This is a genomic window from Fibrella forsythiae (assembly GCF_017353175.1).
Lineage (GTDB): Bacteria > Bacteroidota > Bacteroidia > Cytophagales > Spirosomataceae > Fibrella > Fibrella forsythiae.
On the sequence record NZ_JAFMYW010000001.1, the window covers coordinates 1,385,093 to 1,406,316 of the forward strand.

Here is a 21,224-nt window from a genome sequence, read left to right on the forward strand (position 1 = left end):
AACCAATTATTGCATAATTTCAATATTATCAGCAACAACTGAGCGTTTCAGTAACTTAAATCGGAGGGTAAACGCGCCATTTCATACTACAGATTGGCGTAAGATACCTGGCCTCACCTATTTTTAGTCATCTTAAGTATACTTAATTGCAATAAAGTTAATAATATATATATCAATAATCAAATGAGTAATGTTTAAGCATAAATACGTAAACATATGAATGGCACCATTTTGGATAATTATCCAACTAGTATATTCCGTCTAAGTATATTATGCGCCATCTCTACAGTTCACTTCGTCTTTCGGGAAGAGGCTTTATTAAACCAGTCCTATTTCAGCAGGCATATCCCAGATTAGTTTTGGGGCTTTTCGTGTCGCTGGTCAGCATTCTGTCCGCCTATTTTATCGGCATCACATCAGCTGAAGCCCAGACGACACCTGTAGTGGGTATTCCCTGCTACGTGAATGGCCCATCTACGGGCAGCACTCAGGATGCCTTTGTGGGCGTTTACTATAACTCCGGGCAGGGCGGATCGAGCCTTTCGTCGGGTGCCAGTGCCATCAACCACCTGGCCACGTTTGGTCAGATTGGGGCCACCTGGGGGGCAGCTTATGACTCGCGCGTCAATAGCTTTTATGCCGGAGCGTCGCTTAAACGACACTCCGGTTACGGTCCTAATGGCTCAGGGGCTATTTATAGGATCAGCGCAAATGCCAGTTCACCATCGGTTTCCTTATTGATCAATTTAGACGGATCATCGGGTCAGTTACCAAATGGCACCTTTATTACTATTAACACTGGCGCAGCAGCCGACCACGGCAGTCTGGGTACGCTCAGCACGCCGGGGAGCGACAATCCGGCTTTTGCGCTGGCTGGCAAGACTGCGCTGGGCGATATCGACATCAGCCCAACCAAGAACACGCTCTGGGTTGTCAACGCAGCAGACAGGCAACTTATAGAGGTCAATATCAGCGATCCGGCAAGCCCGTCTGTTGGCAAAGTGTACCCGATCACCACCCCGTCAACCGGCGTTACGCCGGTTGACGGGCAATTACGCCCCTGGGGTCTGGAGGTAGCCGCCGATGGTAGTGTTTTCATCGGCGTGGTGGCCTCGGCCGAAGCCGTAACACCGGCGACGCCCACCACGGTCGGCCCTATCAATTTAGCCTCAACAACACCGCGGGAGAGCATAGCTAACCGGGCTAAACTGGTTGGCTATGTATTTAAGCTCGACAAGATCACTGGTACGTTCACGCAGGTAGTTAGCATTAACCTTAATTATACCCGGGGCTATCCGGGTGTAGGTAGCAGTAATACAGCTGAATGGTTGCCCTGGTACGACAACTACGCTACTGGTTTTCCAAACGTAGGTGATGGCTATTTCCAGTTATATCCGCAGCCATTGATTGCGGGCATGGAGATTCTGGACGACGGTTCGATGCTTATTTCGATCATGGACCGCTTTGGCCTGCAAACAGGGTCGGAAGGCAACTCAAAGCCCGGCACGACCAACACCGACGAACGGGTACGGGCAACAGGCGACGTGGTGCGGGTGCTCCCGTCGGGCGCTGGCTGGAGCAGCACGATCAGCCAGACGTATGGCGACATCATGTCGAATCTGGAAGACGAGGCGGCCCTGGGCGGTATTGCCTACCAGAGCGGCACCAACGAGTTTCTAAGCGTAACCGTAGATCCCGTCAATGCCAACAGCAACGGTTTGTCGGTAATCGGGATCAATCCGCCTTCGCTGATCGACAATCAGGATCTGGTTTCTTATGCCGGTGCACCGGGCGTAGGCGCTAACCCGCTTCTTGGCTCGAAAGGGTTGGCACTGGGCGATATTGAGATTGGCACCGTAGGAACCACCACCGTTTGCTCAGTACCCTCTTCCATTACGGCCAACACGTCGGCACCTACTTGCAGCAGCCTGGGCGTGGCCAACAACGATGGTCAGATCATTCTGAACGAGATTGCCAATGCTGACCGCTTTGCCATTAGTGAAGGCAGTACTTACACCGCTACAACCACCTATGCGTCGGCGTCGGCCATTGTTGGTTTCCCTACCACGCTCGTATCAACTATTCCGAATATAGGCGGCACTTATACGGTTCGCTTCTTTAACGGGTCGGGTACGTGTTTTACCGATCAGACGTTCACCATCGCGGCTGTAACATGCACTCCGCCAGCCTGCAATACGCCTACCATCGCTATTTCAGCTGCCCAGACCATCTGCCAGGGCAGTTCGTTTACGCTACCCCTGTCGGCCAGCGTTGTCAGCGGTACGGCAACGAGCCAGCAATGGTTTTTAACTAATGCCACAGGTACGTCGTTCACGGCTATTTCGGGCGCTACCAGCCTGACCTTTACGCCAACAGGTACCAACTTACCGACGGCTACAGGTGGCATAAAATATTTTGCTTTCAGAGCATATAATTTCCTGACTACCTGTGCAACAACAGCATTTGTCAGCCTGACGATCAAGCCTACTCAGGCCATTGCCTTTACTGCTCCGTCGGCAACCACGGTCACGCAGTGTGCTGCTACGCCCCTTATCCTGACGGTAAATTCGAACGCGACGGCACCAGATGCCATCCGGTTCGTGTATTTCACCAGCCCGCAGTCGGGCACGGCCATGTATACGGGGGGGACCGATTTTGGTACGGTTACGTCGACAACAGTAGTGGCGACCAAAGCTGTCTCGCTCACAACGGTAGTACCGCCCAACACAACCACCGGCACGCTGACGTATTACGTCTACGCCCTGCTGGAATCGGCCGATGACGCCTGCAAACCCGTTGACGGCTTTGTGTTGACCATAACGCCCAAACCAATCGCTGTTATTGGTGGTGCGACAACGGTTTGTCAGGGAACCTCAACCACGCTGACATTACCACCAGGGCTGTCGTACAGATGGTCGACGGGGGCAACAACCCGGCAAATCACGCCGGTCATCAGCGCCACGACAACATCGGCGGTTTATTCGGCCACACTGACCAGCATTGATGGCTGTGTGTCTGATCCGGCAACGTTTACGGTAACGGGCGTTGCCTGCACATCCTGCATAGCGGGTGCTGGCCAGGTTGGCGGTACTATTTATAATGACTTCGATGCCAGCGGTACCCAGACTACTGCCGAACCGGGTTTGTCGGGAATAACCGTGAACATCTACGCCTGCGATGCCAACGGCAACAGCACACTGGCGGGTACAACTACTACCGACTTCATTGGCAATTATTTCTTCAGCGGCCTGACCGACGGTGTCACCTACCGAGTCGAGTTCAGCAACGTACCGGCTCGGTTTGAGCAGTCAGCGTGGGGTGCCAATAGTGGCACCTCGGTGCAGTTTGTCAAATCGCCGAGCTGTGGAGTAAGTCTGGGATTGAGTGACCCTACCAATTATTGCGCTGCCGATGCGCCGGTTGCGGTGGTTTGCTTTGCCCGGAACACCGACGGAGTGGCTGAACCCACCATTATCACAGTCAGTTATGCCGACGGAACAGACTTTGTAGCCAGAGCTGCCATCGATGCGACCAAAGACTGGGCAACGCCAACGGGAGTATTACCGTTAGCGGCTAAAGCGACAATTGCCAATGTAGGCGATGTGGCTACCACCTTTGGCCTTACCTGGGACAAAACCCACAAGCAGGCCTTTACGGGGGCTTATGCCCGGGCTTTTGCCCCGATGAAAACGGCTGCCAACGGATTCGGAGAAGGGGTTATCTATAAAATTAAGTATGCCAATGGGTCTGCTACCACGCCAGGTGTCTGGCTTGATCTGGAAACGGTATTGGGTGCAGGCGTATCAGGTACGTTTGTGACCGATGCTACTTTCCCGGCTGCGGATGTAGGTGGACTCATTGGCAATAACTCAGCTAAAATCGGCTACACTGGATTAGGGTCCATGCGGATGGCCAGCGATGATAGCGAATTGTACGTGGTCAACCTGAATAAGCTGGAGGTGCTGGTGATTCCGGTAGACGCTGCTGGCGCTCCCGTTACGGCTCAGCTCAAACGCTTCCCACTACCAACTGATGGTTGCCCAACGGGCAGTTGGTCAGACGGTCGTCCCTACAGAGCCGCGTTAGGTCTGGGCGTACACCCGGCAACGAAACGTGTTTACGCTACACTTACCTGTACAGGGCCCACGCTGGCTGACCTCAAAGGATTAGTTTACTCGTTCGATCCCTCCGTTGCCTCACCATCAGCCTCTGATTTCCGGCTGGAGACAACAGTACCGCTCAATACGTCTATTCCCGCTACCAACCCCAACGTGAATCCCTGGTATGAGCAAACGGTTCATGCCTGGGATGTATTCAACACGCCGGGTAGTGCTCCGTACACGAACACCAGCGCCGATGGTCAGCATACGCAACCCTGGTTGGGTGAAGTTGAGTTCGACCAACAACCGAATGGGCAGTATGGCATGTTGCTAAGCACCCGTAATCGCTATCACGATCTTATCAACGAATCGTGGTATGTGACGGGCGGAACGCTACAGCGAGTAGCCAACACGGGTACGGATGCCTCACCCACATGGGCATTGGAATCGAATGCAGTAGTAGGTGATCAGGTGTCGACCGTAAACTGGACTTTAAACGGAGCAACCAACGCCGGGGGCAATACCTCGCTGACGAGCCGATTCTTCAAATATGTCGGTCGCGAAGGCACTATGCTATCGGGAACGATGGATTATGTTCCTGGCCGTCCGGAGATTATTCTGCCTGCCATGGACAACGTTTATCATGCAGGCAACTCCGGAATTACCTGGCTGAACCGCACTACCGGCGAACGGTCGCAGGATATTCACCTGCTGGGTGATAATGCGTATTCTTCTGCTGGGTATTATACATTGAACTTCCCTAAAGCCAACAACTGGGGTGGGCTGGTTGTGCTGTGTACCGATGCGCCGATCCAGATCGGTAACCGCGTTTGGCGCGATGATAACCAGAACGGCATTCAGGATCCCTGCGAACCGGCTATTCCGGGTGCTGTGGTGAAACTATACGATGCCGCCAAAACCACGGTCATTGCCAGTGCCACCACCAATGCTGCCGGGGAATATTACTTCTCGTCGGCAACCGTCGCGGCAGGTACGTCTACCTCATCGGTATCAACTTCACTGTTACAATACAACACGACCTATGCGCTGGTCATCACCAGCTTAGGCACGGGTACCGTTGTATCGGGCCTGAGCCTGGCCGACGTGTCGCCACTTACACCGGGCGAAAGCGGTACGCTGAACTCAGGTACGTCGACCATCAACAATGACGCAATTCTCGATGCGGGCAAACCCTGTATCAAGCTCACGACGGGTGGACCGGGAGCAATCAATCACACGTATGATTTCGGTATCGTCAAAGCTGTTTGTAGCCTGACGGCCACGGCCCAGGCCAGCAGCCAGATGGTCTGCACAGGTTTACCCGTTACATTAACGGCAGCGGCAACGCCGGTTGGCAGCTATACTTACGCTTGGAGTGCTCCGGCGGGTGTGACCCTGACCAGCGCCAATACAGCAACGGCCACCGCAACGGCTTCAGTATCGGGCTTACAAACCTTCAGCGTCACGGTAAGCAGCTCGCCGGCCTGTTTCACAACGGCTACAGTTAGTGTTTCATTTGTGGTATGCACGGTGCCACCCGCCAGCCTGGGCGACAAGGTCTTCGCTGATGTGAACAGAAACGGGGTTTATGACGCCGGTGATGCGCCGATTGCCGGGGTAACGGTTACGCTCATCAGTAGTGGTACGGTGGTGGCCGTAACGACCACGGCCAGCAGTGGCACGGGTATTGGCTGTTACAGCTTCACGGGCTTAACACCGGGCGTTCCCTACTCGGTGAGCTTCACGACGCCAGCGGGCTACACCGCCACCACACCACTGAGTAGCACCGATACAACGATTGATAGTAATCCGATTAACGGTATCAGCGCTCCGGTGACGCTGACGGCAGGCGAAAATAACCCGACGATTGATGCGGGCTATGTGCTGCTACCGGCCAGCCTGGGTGATTACGTCTGGTTTGATACCAATGGTAACGGCCAGCAGGACCCGGGCGAGTCGGGCGTGACCAGCGTGACGGCTGTGCTGTGCGACGCTGCCTCGGACAGCGTCATCAGCACGACGGTTACCGATGGAGCAGGCAAGTACCTGTTCACGGAGTTGAACCCAGGCAGCTACATTGTCAAATTTACAGCACCGACAGGCACCACGTTCACTACGCCGAACTCCGGTACCGACGCTACCGATAGCGATGTTGACTCGCTGACGGGTACTACGGGCTCAACGGGCGTGTATTCGCTAACGGCAGGTGAACAGAACCTTACCGTCGATGCCGGCCTGATTCCATTGCTCGGCAGTCTGGGGGATTATGTCTGGAAAGACATCAACAATAATGGCGTACAGGATGTGGGCGAACCGGGCACGGCTGGCGTAACGGTTCAATTGTATCAGGTTATCGGCGGTGTAATTGGCAGTAGCCCAATGGCAACCACGGTTACCAGCAGCAGTGGTCTGTACGGGTTTACCAACCTGGCTTCGGGCAACTACCAGGTAAAATTCATCCTGCCAGGTAGCCTGTCGGCCACTTGCACGATCTCGCCAAAACAGAACGTGGGTTCTGATGATGCGAAAGACTCCGACGTTAATCCGTTGACGGGCCTGTCGCAGATCGTGACCATCGACGTAACCCAACCAACAAGCAGCACCGCCCGCAACAACCCGACCGTCGATATGGCCCTGCTCGTGAAACCGAGTGTGGCGCTGCTCGATCCCTGTCAGTGTTTCCAGGTTGAATGGAATCTGGGCGAGAAACGGGAATTATTTGAGTTGGTGGCCGTTACGGCACCGTCGGGCGAGTCGTGGTCGGTGGTAGCGCAGACCAATATGCTCTCTCTGGATACGCTGGTTAAACGGCCGGTTATGCCAGGTACGTTGCTGACCGAAACCCCGGTGGGCTCTGGCAAGTATGAGCTCGGATTTACCTTCGAGGATGGAGCAGACTACTCCCTGACGGTAACCAACGGAACAGATGTGTTAACGATCGGGAATAGCTGCAGTCGATATCCGGATTACCTGACCACGATCATAAGCCAGACGATGTGCCGCACGGATGCACCGGTTTCCCTGACTGCTATAGCAGACCAACCCGGTACGGCAAAGTTCTTCTATGTGGATAAGAACACGAAGCAGCGGGTCTATATCACCCAATTCGATCCTGCCCGGTTTAACGAAGGCGATACGATCTATGTGAAGCTTGACCTCCAGCCTGCGGATGTAACCCTGTGCGGGTCGATCATTGTGCAACAGGTTCTGATCAGTTCTGTTGATTGCTCAACGCTGGGCAGCATTGGCGATCTGGTCTGGAAAGACGTAGTTCAGAACGGCCGGTATGATACCGGTACTGACCTGGGCGTGCCCAACGTAATGGTGCGGCTGTTTGCTGTAACAAGTCCGGTGGGGGCAACAGTCGTATCAACCTCGCTGGTATCAACAACCGTTACCAACGGAACCGGCAACTACCTCTTCCCGAATTTGCCAGCCGGCAGGTACGTTGTCGAGTTCGACAAAACGACCATCCCGACTGAGTGCACCCTCTCGCCCGATTATAAGCTGCCGGGCGTAGGCGATACGCTGGACAGCGACGTCGATCCGAATACCGGTCGTTCTCCGATTATCGAGATCATCCCCGGCGACCCACTGAAGGGTGATGTATTGACCGTTGATGCAGCCCTGATAAATCCGGCCTGCCAAGCGAAGTGCGTGCCAATTGTCGTGAAGCGATTACGCTAAAAAAAAACGAGTTCAGTGTCATCTTTTTTTTAGCGACGAATGCCCGTGTAACAGCAGGCCTCACTCAGGTACGTACCTGAGTGAGGCCTGCTGTTTTTCGCCTGGATATCGCTTCCTCAAGCATTGATGAAGGGGCCTCTTCCAGCAGCAAAAAGGGATTTTCCGGCCAGATGCACGCCATCGTGCCGGTCATTTTTCCCCCGTCAGCGTCAACTGACCATAGTATAGCAACCAGTTCAATAGACCTCAGAAAACCTTGTTTATTACTTGTAGATAAATACTCAATTTTTAACATACGAAGTACGCAGACCCAGAACATTATTCACATGATGAAAATAAACATCTGCCTGGCATAATACTTGATTATCAGCATTTATCAGTAAATGTTGTTTGCAAAGATCAGTTTTTAGTTACAGCTCACTAACCATGATCGCAGCTAAGTATTTCATAGCTCTGCTGATTACTATCCAACTAGTTATTACCAGTGGTTGTATGGCGCAAGATGATTGTGCTACTCCCGCTATTTCCAACGCTCAATTGGCCTGGCAATCGAAACTACTTGCCCTACAATCACGCACCCAGTCAACTCGGCTGGCAAATACACTTCAGTACATTCCAATTCGGTTTCACGTTGTCCGGCGCAGCGATGGAACTGGTGGACTCAGTATCAGCAGCTTGAACCAGTCTCTTGTCTTACTGAATCAGGTATATCAGCCGGCAGGCGTTGCGTTCTACATGTGCGGGTCCACCCCGCATTACATTGATAATACGGCCCTCTTCGATTACGACACCAGCGAAGAAGACGCCCTGGCCGACGGCAACGATGTATCCAACGCCGTCAACGTTTACCTGCTCAATACGATCAATTACGGTGGAGTTCAGGCAACGGGCTATTCATATTATCCAGGATCGCTGTCTATCACGAACCGGCTGTTCGTACAGGCAAGCCAAGTGACGGGTAACACGTTACTGCATGAACTTGGCCATTATTTCAACCTGTATCATACCTTTCAGAATAGCATCAGCAGTCAGGTGACTGATCGGGAACTGGTTATTCGGCCGGGCGATCCTCAGCAGAGCCGGTTACTGGTACCTAACTGTTCCGAAACCGGTGATCTTGTTTGCGATACGCCCGCCGACCCTTATGGTCTGTCTGGAGCTACGGTAGCGGGCTGCCAGTATACCGGCACGGTGACAGACGCCAACGGAGACCGTTACAGCCCGGCCCTCAACAACCTGATGTCGTATTATTCGGGCTGTAGCAGCCCCTCGAACAGCTTCACGCCGGGTCAGTACGCACGCATTATGGATGGGGTAAGCATCCGGCTCGATCCTGGCAACGAGTACACACTTCATTGCGCTGACAACCCACTCGCTCCGACTAATCTGACGATCAGTTTTATACAAACCGGCGTGCGCATTCAATTTACCTATACGGGTACCGATGCGTCCGGTTTTCTGATCGAACGAGCTACCAGCCCAACCGGCTCGTTCACGGCCATTGGCAGCACGCCCCCCGGTTCATTCTCGTTTACCGATGGCACTGTCGTCTCGAACACAACCTATTATTACCGGGTAAAAGCATCGAACGCATCAACCCAATATAGCGCCGTTCAGCGCATCGACGTTGGGTTGTTTTACTGCATCCCAGCCTACGCCTGGCCAATTGCAAATTTTGTCCCCAAGATTTCAGACTTCATTCTGGCAGGCAGCCAGACGACCCTCCGGTCAATCGCAACTGGCGCAGGCCCGGCGGGCTATTCCGACTATTCGGCTACGGAACTCGGCGTGCTGCCGGGCCGCGCCTATTCGTTTACAGCCAGTGCCATTACGGGGCTTTCGGGCAGCTACATCACCCAGCACCTCACGATCTGGCTGGACAGTAATCAGGATGGCCTGCTGACCGATCCGGAAATTCTCTATCAGTCAACCACCAGCCAGTTTATGAACCCCAGGGTTCAGAACGTCATTACCATACCTGCGTCTTTTACGCTCGGAAAGGCTCGCTTACGCCTGCGCTCGCAGTACTCGCCTGACGGTCTGGTACGCAGTTCGTGTACTACCTACAATTATGGCGAAACTGAAGATTATACCCTTCGCTCCGATGTACCGACCTGTTTTACGCTATCAGCCACGGCTACAGCCGTTCATTGCGCCGGAGGGCAGGATGGTGTTGTGAGTCTCAGCGTTGCAGGCGGCACCAGTCCCTTTTCCTTTACGCTTAACAACCAGCTACAGCCTACCGGCACCTTTGCCGGGCTGGCGGCCGGTAGCTACACGGCCACTGTAACTGACGCAACTGCCTCCTGTAAACAAAGCCTGACAATAACCGTAAGTCAGCCAACTGCCGTTACGGCTTCGCTGGTTGGCTCAACAACCAGTTGCGGTGCCCAGACGTTGTCGTTGAGTGTTGTACTAACGGGCAACGCCCCCCCCTATTCCCTACAAATAAGCAATGGTGCATCGGTGAGTACGGTTTCCGGGTACGTTGACGGAGCAAGCATTTCGGTTTTCCCCAGCCAGACAACCAGTTATAGTTTGCTATCGGTTACCGATGCGGACGGTTGTCCGGGTACGTTGCAGAGCAGGATCGCCACGGCCACGGTGAATCCTGTACCCACAGCTAGTATCAGTCCGCAAAGTGCTTCTGCCTGTACCGGGCAGTCGGTTACCCTCACGGCCAGTGGCGGGAGCATCGTTCGCTGGGATACGGGTGTCAGTTCGGCCAGCCTGGTGGCCACAGCCACTGGCGTGTATACGGTCACAGTCACCAGCGACGCTGGCTGTTCAGGGTCAGCAACGGCCAGCGTTCAAATGGTCGATTGCTCCAGAACCCTTCTGTTTCAAGGCAAAGTGCTGCTCGAAGGCTTCACCAGCGCAACCACCGGCCTGATGCACACGCTACTGGCCAGCAACAATTTACTCCCTAAACAGCAACCTTATTCCGGAACTCCCTGGTCGTATTCGGGCACCGAAGCCGTCACAACCATACCCGCCAACGTAACCGACTGGATCCTGGTGATGGCCCGGAATGCAACGGGTAGTATTCTGGCAAAGAAGGCCGTTTTTGTCAGAAATGACGGTATCATCCTGAGTCTCGACGGGTCGGAGGGTGTATTGTTTCCATCGCTGACCGGACCGGTCTACGTGTCGCTTCATCACCGGAGCCATCTGGCCGTGCAGTCGAGTAACACCATCTCAGACAACCAATTGATGGACTTTACAGCCAGTGTATCAACCGTGCGCGGCACCAACCAGATGGCTCCGGTTGGCGGTAAGCTGGCCATGTATTCCGGCGATTACGACGCAAACGACATTATTAACTCACTCGATTTCAACAAGTGGAAGATCAACGCCTCTACCATTAATAAATACTTATCTGCCGACGGCGATGGCAATGGTGTGATCAATAACAAAGACTACAATCGCTGGATGCTTAACCGGTCTAAAATAGGGACCCCTGGCTTGTAGATGACCAGATCCAGGCCTCCTCAAATTTGCTATGATGACTACTTTCCTACCTTCTCTAAGCCGTATAATCCTGAGTGGATTCATCTTTTGCCTGGTTGCTCTGGCAACGCATACAGTAACCGCTCAAACGGCCGATCTGCGGCTGACGACCTTGCTGAATTGTGCAGACGGTACGTATAAGGCAACGATGCAGATCCGGGCCAGTGACGCCAATTCGTTTTCGATCGGCACCTCGTCTGTCTTTCTGACCTACGACCCAAGTTCATTGTCGCTTGTCAGTTATCAGTCGCAGAATTTCAATGAGGCTACGCTTTGCGGTGGCCAGGCGTTGTGGGATGTCCACAGTTTCGACGGCTCGAACCCCGGTCTGTTCAATCTGACGATGACGCTGAATAGTTCGTCTGTCAGTTGTCCGATGATCACCAATGCCGACTGGGTGAGTATCGGCATCATTACTTTCAGCGTACAAAATCCCGACGGGAATCCAACACTGGCATTCAATCCCGACTTTACCAGCTTCAATGCTGTGCCGGCAAACAATGGTGTTCTTCAGATCAATGCTGGCCAATACGCGGGTGTGAATCAGTCTGGCGTGTTGCGTTGTGCGCCTGTCTGCTCGCTCAGCCTGACAATTTCGACCCTACTGTCGGGTCAAGTGGGGACTGCATACAGCCAGCCCATTACAGCTACCTCGACGGCTTCGCCTCTTACGTACTCGGTTACCGCAGGTTCACTACCTTCAGGCCTTACACTCGGCACCAGCACTGGAGTGATCTCAGGAACCCCAACTACGGCCTCTAAAGCGTCCTTTACGTTGCTTGTTACTGACGGCCAGGCGTGTTCAGTAACGACGCCTTTATCCATTACAATCGATGCCCCTCCTACCCCACTGCTTGGGATTACGGCAAGTGCTGGTACGTGTACAAGTGTAACAAACGCCTATACAATAACGGGAACGATCAGCCTGACCAACGCCGTAGCCAGTTCATTGACGGTCACCGACGGGGTGAGCACAGCTATTGTTTCAGTAACGGCTGGCCAATCTTCAACTTCGTTCACCCTCGCGAATCTACCGTCTGGTACGGGTGTACATACGGTCACGGTAAGTGGACCAGGTTATAGTCCCGGCAGCACAACCTACACGGCGCCCGCTTCCTGTACCGTCTGCTCACTCAGCCTGACTACAGCCCCTCTGGCAGGCGGCCTGATCGGTACAGCTTACAGTCAGGCGATCTCGGCCAGTGGTGGCACGGCACCATTCAGTTACACCGTTTTGTCAGGTACGTTGCCTGCCGGCCTCTCGCTTAATCCGACCACAGGTAATCTTTCGGGCAACCCAACTACGGCATCGACCAGCACCTTTGCCGTTCGGGTAACCGACGTCAAAGCCTGCACAGCCGTTGCCTCGTTCAGCATTGCGGTTACTGCCCCGCCTGTTTGCTCACTGTCGGCCACAGCAGTTCCGGGTATATGTACCGGTAATGTGTATAGTCTGACTGGCACGGTAAATCTCTCAAACGCCACGACAGGCCAACTGACCATTACCGACGGCACTCAATCGACTACCGTACCAATAACCGCATCGACCACATCGGTAGCCTATTCATTTACCGGTTTGCTGACCGGCAGCGGCACCCATACGGTGGTGGTTATCCTGGGCGGCTGCGGCACCTTTACGATACCCTACACAGCACCCCTGCCGTGTAATTGCCCACCGAGCGAGTGTCTGGAAATCTCGGCCGAGCGCATCCGATAAGCAATTTGTCAAGTTTACGCTTAACTAATCAGTGATCCTCCGTAAACGTATGTGGCCGATTAGCGAGATCGAGGCCGGTCCTTCGGCTTGATTGGCTGCATGAACCGCAACCGGTCTATAACCGCCCTTGCGTGTCAACGACGAACTCTCGCTTGCGTCCATCGACTCGTTTGTTTGCATCTGTACCCCGGCATTGGCAAATCATAGTATGTAGTTTAACACTCTGATCATCAGCACATAGTGCTAAAGAATAGGCTTCTCGTCCAGCCTTCTTTCGAGCCAGTTGATTCAAGGTTTCGTTGATGCGTTTGAAGGTGCCATACTGCTTCCAACGATCGAAATAATAATAGACAGCTTGCCAGTTGGGCCACTCCTGGTGCAGATTACACCATTGACAGCCAGTCCGCATGATCCATAAAATGGTGTTTGTTAATTGTCGCAAATCATGTTTTCGCTTGCTTCTAGGGTTAAAAAAGGCGAACTGGAACGCCGGTCGATTGGGCCCATTGAGGGTCGGTCAGCTTTGAGAACTGTTTGGTCGTTACTCTGTCGTTTGGCGACCAAACAGTTCTCAAAGCTGACACGACTCTCAATCTTTCTCAATTCATAAACACCCTCTTAGACTCAATACTACTCAGGATCCAGAGGAGACAATCGAGTAGCGTACTACGAACGGCTGGCAAAGCTATCATTTACTGCTCTCCAGGTGAAGTAACCGCAAAACCTATTGCCGCTGGCCAGAGTTGAGCTCATGGATTGGTCACCTGATAGGGCTAGCAGGCTTTCCTGCGCGCTCAAACCAGTTTGCGATGTGGCTTAATAGCAGTGATACATGCCAAATAAGGGGGTCTCGTTGACCTCCATCTGTCACCCCTGGACTGTGCAGCCCCAGCTATGTGTAGCGCCTATTGCCCACATCTGTGGCGCTTTTTCTACATCTCTTATCGAAAGAGCAGTCATGCTCTGCTGTATTTTAACAGATGCACAGGGCTCAGCTTGCCCAAAAAGCAGCGTTTTCCCAATTTAGAGTTAATCTAGAGGGTTATGGTAATCAATTTGCAAGGATTACATATATCCAGCGGTTTACTGGCTGGGCAATCAATCGTTAGGCGTAGCAGGGTCAATGTTGCTGCTTAAAAAGACAACCAACGCTCTTTGGCGGTACCCCTGCCCCTTTGTTTGTTCTTACTCTTGAGTGACTATGAAAGGATCCTATTGTTCCCTTATCCCCGGCACGCATTAGCTGAAACGCAGCGTATCCGACCTGTCAGTTGCCCGCAACTGGCCACAATCTTCCCGTTTTACCGCTACTGCCCCTGGGCAGCCAACAGACGTATGCCTGACAAGTCCGGTCGGGAATCGCTTGTCTGCCGCCCGGCTGCTGCTGCTGGCATTGATCGGCCTGTTTTACACCCTGGCTGCCTTTGAAGTGGATCCAGGTGACACCGGTGACAGCTTCGGTGATCATTTCGATACCTACCTTCACAGTAAAATTGTTCGCGGTCCATCTGTAGCGGCTCACGCTGCAACAGACGCTGTGGCTACCCTACCAACCGAGACCAATCTCGTTTTATTCTTTTCTTTCGGGCAGCCATATGTTCATTCCTGGCTTGCCCCCCTCCATGCTCCCGCCTTTGTTACCCCCCGGCGACGACGCCTGTTGCACGCAGTCTGGCAGATATGAACCGCTAGGCTCACTGGCCGCTGTTGATCAATGCCTTACTTAAGCCGTTTTGAAAAACGGCTCGAGCGGCCGTGCCTGGGCGTGAAGTAGACCCACGAGCAAACAATCCCTATTCTTTTGGTGCCCTATTGGCCTCTAACTCAGCAGGCATAGGCTACCTACTTGGCTGCTGCTCGTAAACCCACCTTAAGAGTTAGGCATCCCCCATGCTCGTTCACGATGCTAAGTGATTATTCGTGGCATACGCTCAGTCGGGGGTAAATCTACCAAAACGACCCAGTTCCAACTTAGTCGATCTTCTCTTCAGGCCCTGAGCAGGGTTAGCGAGAGTCATCTACATGCTAAACTTTTTGATCATGATCTACCGTCGACTACACAAAATTCTTTGGCTGAGTCTACTCGGGGGGAGCCTGGCCACGGCATTAGTGGGCTATAGCCTGGGACTGAGCTGCCTTCAGGATTGGCTCGCGCTGACCAGCGATGAACTTGGTGCCCCCCTTTTATGGAGCAAAGCGTTGATGCTGGCTGGCTGGCTGAGCAGCGCGCTTAGTTTTCTGCGTGATCGTAACCACTTACTCCGGGATTTATGAGGAAATCTTCGCTGGCCCAGACCACTCCGTCATAGGGCCAGTAAGTCCAAGCAACGTACCCGTATTGGTGGTTGAGGGCGATCTGGCCCAGCTGTACCTAATCGACTACTGCCTGCGGGCAAAAATCCCCGGGGCAAGATCCACCTTTAAGTGCTCCTTGGCTACTGCACTGCTTTACGTAAACCAGTGCAGTAGCAAACCCGGGGAATTTCCTCAGTTCATGTTTCTGGGTAGCGACTTGATCCTGAGTGGTGGTGGTTTGGTGGCTGCTCTCAAGAAACGCTACCCAAACTTACTGCTGATTATTCTGTGTGAAAGCCAGCAGGCAGACCAGGCATATCAGGCTGGAGCTAATTGTTTGCTACCCAGACCAGCTACGTTGCCAGACTGGGAAGAGCTGTTTGAGAAAATCGAGGGATTTTGGTTTGGCGTTGCCCGCTGGCCTCTGCCCCAGTAGGAACACGCTGCCCCCGGAGACTTACCGGACCGAAACAGCAGCGGAGGATAAGGCTGCTTGTCTATCTCAAATAAGGCAAGTCTGGCTGGAAGCCCTTGCCTGGGTAGTAGCTTTTCGGGTAGGTAATCAGCCAATAAAAAAACCCCAGCTTTTACAGACTGGGGCTTTGTTGAACTACTCACATAATGTATGTGCTTACTGCGCTATAGATAAACGCCGTGCGTCTTTAATTGTTGGTAAGTTTTTCACAAATAAAGCCGCATTAATTAATGTTCAAAATCTATGAACTAGACAAGTAGCTACCTGGCTTGGCCTGTCAAACGATTAAGCAGTAATAGCTTGAAATAACTATGTCATTACTGATCTTACAGTTTACATTGACAATGCGTTAACAGTGACAAAATTGTACTGGTACCAGACATATAGTTGCATTGACTATTGCTATGTAACTATTTTTTTACAATTTGCCTTTTTCAGAATATGACGTCCTAATTATAGGTAGGTAAATTTATGTCCTATCTGTAACATTCATACGCGCAATTACAAGTTAAAGTCAATTTGATTTGCTTAATAATTAGCTATACTTAGCTTATTTAGTTGACAAACTAGAATTTTTCATCCACATTAAAATCTCTATGTAGCAAAAAAACAGACCGTTGGCTCAAATTTATTACTGTTTCATAACAACCGATTAACTTGATAAAAATGAACATAAATCACTCTCTACAGCCTGTTTAGGCAGTTTTTATTTAGTATATAGAAGTTGTAGAGAATATATTTTTTAAAAAATAGACCAATTTCGGGTGAACAACATTCACATAAATTCTTCCGTTATTTGTCAAGTCGTGTTTGCATGAAGCATGGCGTTAACCTTTATCACTCAAATAACATGAAAAAGTCAATTTTTGCTGCTTCCCTTGCCCTTCTACTGGCTTCACAGATAGGATTTGCCCAGGCCGTCCAAAAAGCAAAAGAGGTAAAAAAAGAAATGAAAGCTGAAAAGAAGCTGGATAAAGCTCAGGAGTATCGCCAGGAAGCTGCCACCGGAAAGGGTCTTGAAGTAGCTGGCATTTCTGATAAAAAAACCAGGCTTGCTAAAGCTGATCGAAAAGAGAAAAAAGCGGTTAAGAAAGCTATAAAAAGTGACGCAAAAGCCCTTAAAGTTGTTGCCAAAGAGAAGACAAAAACGGCAGCAGGCGTTAATTAGTATCAGTCATTCACCATTCACACGCTAAACTGGAAAGCATGAATTGTCCGCTCAAAACGGCGGGCAATTCATGCGTAATTAACGACGATATATTTAGTTATTACTACTAAATATATTCACTCATAGCACATTCTGTATTTAGAAGGGTAGCACCTTGAGGAGAGGCGATTATTCAATCAGTCCGGGGCACCCTCTACGTAGCCCAGACTGAATACCGCCCTTCCTGTCCCCTCCCCCTAAAACCCATTGACGCTATGAGATACCGCTACCTATTGCCGGGCTTACTGAGCCTACTGACCAGTGAAACGGCCTGGGGACAAGCTCCCAAAATCGTAGGCTATCGACAGGAAATTCTTAGCCTGCTGGCCAGCAACGGCGAAATCCCCTTCTGGATGCGTGCCAACCAGAACGGTATTGTGCCGCGCGGCCAAACCCTTGTTAGTTTACGCTCAGCGTGGCAACTTGATTACCGGGCAACTCCCAGCACAGCGGCCGACAGTTTGTTTAGGCGCGGGCATAAACTGGACTGGGGATGGGGACTTGAGGCGGTCGCCAACGGCGGATCAACCAAGCAACTCCTGGCTTCACAGGCTTATCTGAAAGCCAGGGTGGGGGCAATTGAAGTCTGGGCCGGTCGGCGGCGGGAAACATACGGTCTGGGTAGTGACTCACCGCTGAGCAGCGGCTCTTACATCTGGTCTGGGAATGCCCTACCCCTGGTCAAATTTCAACTAGCTATCCCTGAGTTCTGGCCCGCCAAAAGTTTTTTATCAATTAAAGGTTCGTTTGCTCAGGGTTGGTTTGCCGATGGCTTTGTACAGGGCTCGCTACTCCACCAGAAATCCATCTACATCCGGGTTGGGAAGCCATTTTCCCGCGTGCGGGGCTACATCGGCTTTAATCATCAGGTGCAATGGGCTGGCCACACTACTCACTTGCCCAATGCGTTCATCCGTGGCCAGCAGTTTCCCAGCACCTGGCGGGATTATGGGTTGGTCATTACTGGTGCTAGCTTAAACGAACAAACAGATCTTGACACTACTCGCTACAGTGACTTTGACCGGGGAAACCGGGTGGGAAATCATCTGGGTACGGTCGATCTTGGCCTGGAGGTAAAGATGGGGAAGCTCTCCATGTTGCTCTACCGGCAGAATATCTACGAAGACGGCTCACTTTATTATTTGACCAACATTGCTGATGGCCTCAATGGGATACGTCTCAGAAATTCGCAATCAACAACAACTCAGGGATTTCGTCTTAGTGAGCTGACGCTGGAATACCTGAACACGTTTAGCCAGGGAGGGGAGGCATTTATCAATGAGGACAATCGACGACGAGGCCGCGATAACTATTTTAATCATGGTCAGTACCGTGATGGTTGGTCCTACATGGGCCGCTCCATTGGGACCCCCTTCATTGCGCCGCAGACTGATCTAAGGCCAGAATTACCTCAATACACCTTCTTTAACAACAATCGGGTACGTGTTTTCCACGTAGGCGTATCTGGTCAGTTCATGGATGGTCTGACCTTTTTAGTGAAAGCCTCCTACAGCCAGAATGCCGGAAGCTATCAGGAGTCATTCTCGCCTATAATTGACCAGCAATCAATGATTGTATCAGCTGGCTGGCGATTGACTAAGAACTTACGATTGACTGGCTCAATGGCCATGGACCGAGGAGCGCTATACACGACCAATACTGGTTTCTCGCTAGGCCTGGTACAGGCGGGGAGTTTATAGATTAAGCGAGTAGTATGGCGAACGTTAGATCAACCGAAATTGGGCTGAAAACAGTCCTTTTTCTTCTATTTTACAGGTCTTAAACAGTCATTCAAGGGCTGTAAAACCCGCCGTGGAACACCTACCTTTGCGATAAACCCAGGTACTTTGTCACCGACTGCGCCCCTACTAACCTGATCCGGTACGTGGTATACTACTGGGGCTCCACCAAACAACGGGGCGACTCGGTCCTGGCCGCGCCGCCCAGCAGTCGGCCGTAGCCATCTTTGCGCGAGTACCCATCCTGGCCGAGTTTGCCGAAGTTAAATCGGGCAAGAAAAACGGGCGGGAGGAGCTGTCGCCAACGTAGCTCAGGCCCGGGCCAACGAGAACAACCACCGTGCTTTATCAAATGGCGCTGGCTTTACGATCCGTAGGCAAGAACTTGGTGCAAATCGCGATGAGCTCAACCGGGCTGGCTGTCGCACCGCCCGGGACAGTACTTTCCAGGCCACCCAAGTTAGGCGGTTGCTCAAAAGAGGCGAGCAAGATGAGCGATTGAAACAAAGTCTATTTGCCGATGTCACAGCCGTTACGTAGCTTGTAGGTAAAGTGAACGCTTGATTAGCAAAAATAAACTATACACTACTGATTATCAAATACTTGTAGTTTAGTACTCTTGCGTCCTTTACTATGTTATGTGGCCCGTTCATGCAAGTGGGCGTTTCACGTACCGGGGAGTTCAGGGTAACTAGTTGATAATGAACCGGTCCGCCGGTGCGGTTCTTTTGTTGATGTTTTGCGTTCCGGTCAACAGGTCAATGTCCGTTCGACAGCGCGTTTCTACTGGTTTGCAACGTACCTGTGACAGGGTAAATAACTGACAGTGAGTGGCTTTTCAAATATTCTACGTGTCGGTCGACACGAGAACCTACCTAATTTTTCACGTAGTCTTTAAACATCAATACTGGATATATTTGAAACGTTTCCTGCTTTTCCTATCTCTCGCTGCTGTTTTAGCAGCCTGTCAACAGCGAACTACTCCCCTTACGCCAGGCTATGAGGGGCAATATGCGTTACAATTGTCGAGTAATTTTAACTTCGATAATACCCCAGTGAGTGGGAGGAGTACCCAAAAAGGTACCTTGATGGTCGTCAAAAGTGCTGACGGAATTTATACGTTTACCGAGGATTTCCCTGATGCAAAAATAAAACGTTCCTACAAAGCCATTGTTACTGGCGCGACGTTTGATGTGCCTGTCCTGACTGAACCGCTTGCGGTCAATGGGGTAAACTATGACACTCAGTATATGGGTTCTGGTGAATTTAAAACAAACAGCGTCACCATCACCCGGACAACCACCTTTACGGCGGGGTCAGTACGCGTATCGGGCAGGGTCACGACTTACTGTTACCGTTGAACCTATAAAACAACAGCTTTCATTGGGTGGCGTACGTTGTTTATTAGCTCAGCGTTGGTGTGTTACCGCTGACAGGAAGCTGCCAGGTGTGCGAAGTGACACCCAACATGACAAAGAGTGCAAAGCTGTTAGCTAGGTGTGCGTGTTCAGTAAGATACTGGTCATCAGCTATTTGCGGCGTTTGATGGCGGATCTATGTAGGTTTATACTTCTAGAGTTATGCAAAAAGTACTTAACTTCTTTAAGTTCATTCAGCCTGTAATCATAGTCGATATTATTATGTTGCTGTACCTGTTTTTCTGCTCTCCATTTATAGCCGTGGACAAGAGGCCGTCATTTAAAAAGTTGTCGTTATAACAGTCGCTCTAACAGCAGTGATGCTTTGCCTGCTCAACTCGCAGATGCTTTAGCAGTGGCGTGGGTGCATCCCAGGGTAACAGTAGGCTGCGGTTTGCCACGTACCTGGCGAGAGGTCAAAGTTTGGTAGACAGAACGCTTTTTGTTGGTTTGCCATGTACTTGGCGACAGGCCAACTACCTGTGAACAGAATGTAGAGAATGTGTTCGTGCGACATAGGAACGTACCTGAGTAGTTACGTTGGCCAGCCTAGTCTGATAGGTTTCGGCCTCTCTCGGCTTGCTTGGATTTGTAGGTTGTTGGTCAGCTCTGCGGGGTCCACTTACCTGTGACAGGTATCACACGGATAGGTCAAAGTGGCATCCCAACAAAGGCAAAGTTGAAAAGGTGTAACGTACCTGGGTTTGCTCTATCTTGTGGTGTACAATCAGCCTTTGCAGACATTGAGTGACCCGTTCATGCAAGCGGGCGTTTTACGTCACGGTCGACAGGATAACGACCTGATAATGAACGTCAATTACTATCTCTATATAATATGAGAGTTTTTTGCTTTCTACTTTTAAGCTACCTCATATTAAGTTTATTGGGTTGCTCTTTGGTTGAGGAAAAACGCCTAAAAGATGAAATTCACTCGACGTCTGGAAATCAATTCAATTCCACTCGTGAGAAATTAAATTTCCCACCATTTGACGACAAAATATGGATGCTGAACCCTGCAACTGCTGCTGGAGAATGCGGTTAAGCATAACGTAATTGCCAAAACCAAGCCGCTCTAT

At 51.5% G+C, this 21,224-nt stretch carries 10 protein-coding genes; 8 read left to right on the top strand and 2 right to left on the bottom strand.

Annotation, left to right across the window (positions count from 1 at the left end; all coding sequences use genetic code 11):
• The first annotated feature begins 272 nt into the window (after positions 1–272).
• A complete protein-coding gene (locus J2I46_RS06165) occupies positions 273–7,787 on the top strand; it encodes an SdrD B-like domain-containing protein (protein WP_207328072.1) in 7,515 nt (2,504 codons plus the stop codon).
• 64 nt (positions 7,788–7,851) lie between these two features.
• Here J2I46_RS06165 and J2I46_RS06170 read toward each other — a convergent pair whose 3' ends face one another.
• Positions 7,852–8,082 carry a hypothetical protein gene (locus J2I46_RS06170; RefSeq protein WP_207328073.1) on the bottom strand — a complete coding sequence of 77 codons (231 nt, stop codon included), beginning with the start codon at positions 8,080–8,082 and terminating at the stop codon, positions 7,852–7,854.
• Positions 8,083–8,279: 197 nt separating this feature from the next.
• Here J2I46_RS06170 and J2I46_RS06175 point away from each other — a divergent pair, with 197 nt between their 5' ends.
• Both J2I46_RS06175 and J2I46_RS06180 read left to right on the top strand, forming a co-directional pair.
• The gene (locus tag J2I46_RS06175; RefSeq protein ID WP_207328074.1) at positions 8,280–11,258 is read left to right on the top strand and encodes a GEVED domain-containing protein; all 2,979 of its coding nucleotides are present in this window, start codon (positions 8,280–8,282) and stop codon (positions 11,256–11,258) included.
• Between the two features lie 34 nt (positions 11,259–11,292).
• Positions 11,293–13,014 (top strand): putative Ig domain-containing protein, encoded by a 1,722-nt coding sequence (locus J2I46_RS06180; protein ID WP_207328075.1) that lies wholly within the window; start codon positions 11,293–11,295, stop codon positions 13,012–13,014.
• 115 nt (positions 13,015–13,129) lie between these two features.
• Here the strand turns inward: J2I46_RS06180 and J2I46_RS06185 are convergent, their stop codons facing one another.
• Positions 13,130–13,423 carry a transposase gene (locus J2I46_RS06185; protein WP_229379634.1) on the bottom strand — a complete coding sequence of 98 codons (294 nt, stop codon included), beginning with the start codon at positions 13,421–13,423 and terminating at the stop codon, positions 13,130–13,132.
• A 1,631-nt stretch (positions 13,424–15,054) separates the two neighbouring features.
• Here J2I46_RS06185 and J2I46_RS06190 point away from each other — a divergent pair.
• From J2I46_RS06190 to J2I46_RS06210, 5 genes are all read left to right on the top strand, one after another.
• Positions 15,055–15,288: a hypothetical protein gene (locus tag J2I46_RS06190; RefSeq protein WP_207328077.1), complete on the top strand. Its 234-nt coding sequence runs from the start codon at positions 15,055–15,057 to the stop codon at positions 15,286–15,288.
• Between the two features lie 157 nt (positions 15,289–15,445).
• Entirely contained in the window at positions 15,446–15,745 is a 300-nt protein-coding gene (locus J2I46_RS06195) for a response regulator (protein WP_207328078.1), read from the top strand.
• 889 nt (positions 15,746–16,634) lie between these two features.
• The gene (locus tag J2I46_RS06200; RefSeq protein WP_207328079.1) at positions 16,635–16,952 is read left to right on the top strand and encodes a hypothetical protein; all 318 of its coding nucleotides are present in this window, start codon (positions 16,635–16,637) and stop codon (positions 16,950–16,952) included.
• A gap of 254 nt (positions 16,953–17,206) precedes the next feature.
• On the top strand, positions 17,207–18,691 hold the full coding sequence (locus J2I46_RS06205; protein WP_207328080.1) for a capsule assembly Wzi family protein: 1,485 nt from the start codon (positions 17,207–17,209) through the stop codon (positions 18,689–18,691).
• Between the two features lie 956 nt (positions 18,692–19,647).
• A complete protein-coding gene (locus J2I46_RS06210) occupies positions 19,648–20,091 on the top strand; it encodes a membrane lipoprotein lipid attachment site-containing protein (RefSeq protein WP_207328081.1) in 444 nt (147 codons plus the stop codon).
• The last annotated feature ends 1,133 nt before the right edge of the window (positions 20,092–21,224 follow it).